The organism is Arsenophonus endosymbiont of Bemisia tabaci Q2 (assembly GCF_902713415.1).
In the GTDB taxonomy this organism is placed as follows: Bacteria; Pseudomonadota; Gammaproteobacteria; order Enterobacterales; family Enterobacteriaceae; genus Arsenophonus.
The window spans coordinates 1-2,576 of the sequence record NZ_CACTIE010000185.1; the positions used below are offsets into that span (position 1 = coordinate 1).

The 2,576-nt window shown below is 36.6% G+C and carries 4 protein-coding genes; 1 reads left to right on the forward strand and 3 read right to left on the reverse strand.

Annotated elements, in window-relative coordinates; genetic code table 11:
• Positions 1–166: 166 nt before the first annotated feature.
• Positions 167–646: a hypothetical protein gene (locus tag ARSQ2_RS09470; protein ID WP_181995147.1), complete on the forward strand. Its 480-nt coding sequence runs from the start codon at positions 167–169 to the stop codon at positions 644–646.
• Between the two features lie 669 nt (positions 647–1,315).
• Here ARSQ2_RS09470 and ARSQ2_RS09475 read toward each other — a convergent pair.
• The 3 genes from ARSQ2_RS09475 to ARSQ2_RS15000 are packed head-to-tail and all read right to left on the reverse strand — an operon-like array spanning position 1,316 to position 2,535.
• Complete coding sequence (locus tag ARSQ2_RS09475; protein ID WP_181995148.1) at positions 1,316–1,567, reverse strand: hypothetical protein; 252 nt, start codon at positions 1,565–1,567, stop codon at positions 1,316–1,318.
• Between the two features lie 3 nt (positions 1,568–1,570).
• Positions 1,571–2,467, reverse strand: a complete 897-nt coding sequence (locus ARSQ2_RS09480) for a hypothetical protein (protein ID WP_181995149.1) — start codon at positions 2,465–2,467, stop codon at positions 1,571–1,573.
• Positions 2,407–2,535, reverse strand: a complete 129-nt coding sequence (locus ARSQ2_RS15000) for a transposase (protein ID WP_420837769.1) — start codon at positions 2,533–2,535, stop codon at positions 2,407–2,409. Before ARSQ2_RS15000 ends, ARSQ2_RS09480 begins: the two co-directional genes overlap by 61 nt.
• Positions 2,536–2,576: the final 41 nt, after the last annotated feature.

The window sequence follows — 2,576 nt, forward strand, 5'->3', positions numbered from 1 at the left end:
GTTGAAGGGGATGGTCAATGGTGGTCGTGGTTGTCCAATAATTCGGCAGGTGTTTGCTGTGAGCACTCTAATTGGCAGCAGCCGCTGCAAACCTATAGTGTGGTAGTGCTGATCCAACGCTTGTTACTGAAGATTTTTTCCTTGCATTAGCGCAGCCTGGTTTGCATTGCTTGCTGAAACGGTTAATGCAAGATTGAGCCAACAGCCGATTAATTACCGGTTACCTAAGGGCATTTATCCCGTTATTACGGTAGACGAATGTCAGTTTGTGGTGGTTAATATTGGAGCAGAAAAGTGGCAGGCAGCTTTCGCCGATTGGACGCCATTTCAAGCCCCACCTGTGCAAGTGACGCTTAAATTGTTAGCCGATTTTATTGCTGATTGTGAAAATATTCGTCATAAGTATGGTTATTGGTTAGCTGGTGATGTGGATATCCGGCAAGGCGAAGCATTATTATGGTGGAATGAACCATTGGCTATCGTGACATTAACCGACGTTAATCAATTATGGATAAAGGAAATTCGACCGACGGTTACATTTAAGCAAATACCCTATTTAGCTCAGATTGCCACCATCGATTTGCCATTAGCAGAACTGTATACCCTCATAGCAGCCGAAAATTTGACTGATAAGGTGGTGTGTTAGAGACACGAGTCTGTTTATTGCCTAATAAACAACGCGTTGCTTGGGGTGAGTTATTAACTGCTCGAACTGGCATGGCATTTCACTGTCTTGAACTTGAAAAATAGTTTTACTGTTTTTTCTTGCTTCTTTTTCTAATGCAATAATATTAAAAATATTTAGCCTAGACAAAAGAGGTAGAAAAAACAGTGAGTGTCATCAAACTAGATATGATCATGTTTATGATGACATGCAATGCATTTGATTTTATCAGATAAATACAGCAGGATTAACGATACGATTACCGCGCCAATAAGGTATAAATAATCAGTGGCTTTGTCATGCCAGTCGAATAAAAACATGCAGTAGAATGAAATCGATGATATTAAAAGAAAAGCGATTATCATCAATAAGTATGACACAATAAGCGATAAGCATTTTTTCATATAACCTCCTATTAGAGGACAATATTATTTAAACATCTATCTTTCATTAATATGATCCTAACTATAGATGATTATTAACGGATCGTATAAAAATTTTAAATTTTTCATTATATTTAATATCTTTTGCTACCGTTAATAATCATTTTTTAGGCTATTATAAAGTTTTTTCCAGCATTTATCCCCAGGCGGATGGTTCAATTTTTTCAAAACATCATGACAGTGCTCTATTGCATAATCAATCATCAGATCATATAAAACGGCAGTGCAAAAAAGCGTTTTCGCAGCCAACTAATCGATTCTTCCAATTATTAAAGGTATCTTGCGCAATCAGCGTGGGATTAAGTTTATGGGCTTTTTCCATTAAGGCGTAAGCATAATATCTTAGCATCAGAGGAGAATCCAATTCGGTACCAAACACAGCACTGGATGAATAACGGGTGAAAACAGCGGATAAAGCCAGCAGATATTCAGCTTTATTTCGTTCGCTACTGTTAGCCAAATTTTATAGTTCTATGATTTTATTATAATTTTTATCTTTTAAGCTATAGCCATGCTCAAAATCAAGCACATGAGTAAAAATTTCTTTTAGTGTATGTTGCGAGGCCTGATCAACTAATTTAGTGGTAGAAATATTGGATTTTTGTGCATTAAGGAATAGAGTGTCCAGCTGTTCGCCTAAATTCAGTGCTTCAATCAGCTTATTAAATGTTGCTTGGTGTTGGCTATAAGAAAAATGACTAGAAAATAGCGGGAAATCTTGGTTGAAGAATTCATCTAGACTGAATTGTTGCGGGCCTAAATTTTCGCTATCGTGAAAAATAAAAATGTTATTCCACTTGGTTTCCAGATCAGGATCTAGCATTTTTGTCAGAATATTTTCCGCAACTATTAATGTTCTACCTGCCTTTTTCGGTGAAAGTAACAGATAGTTTTGCGCGTTGCTCTCTGCCCAATCTGCCTTTCGATCATAATTGCCAAATATTTCCTTAATTTGTAGATATGCTAGTTGTTGTTTTATTTCAGGAAGTTGTAGATATTGTTCATACAATTGGTTAGCCATTGAGGCGATTTTGCTATCAATATTTCCTCCTGTTCTAGCCGCCAATATAGTTTGAATAAAGCTACTGTTAAATTGGGGGGAAACCATCAGTTCTGGTTGATGGTTAAAATAATCGAGAAAAATATTAATATTAGCAGGACGCGCTTCCAGCATATTAATTAATTTTGTTGAGGGGTTTGCCAGGTAATTATCCATCAGTTTATTGATAAAATTGCTAATTTCTTCATTGCTAATAAACGGCGGTTTACCCAAAATATAGCTAAGCGACTTAATTTTGATTACACCATATTGAGTGCGAACAAAATATCTGTGTCGCATCCGAGCGCTCTTTTTTTGCATTTAGCTTGTACCCATTTATGTTCAATTGGATTAAGATCTGGCGAATAGGTAGGCAAATATTCCACCATATGCCCCGCATCGATGATGACTTGTTGAATACTCTGTTTCT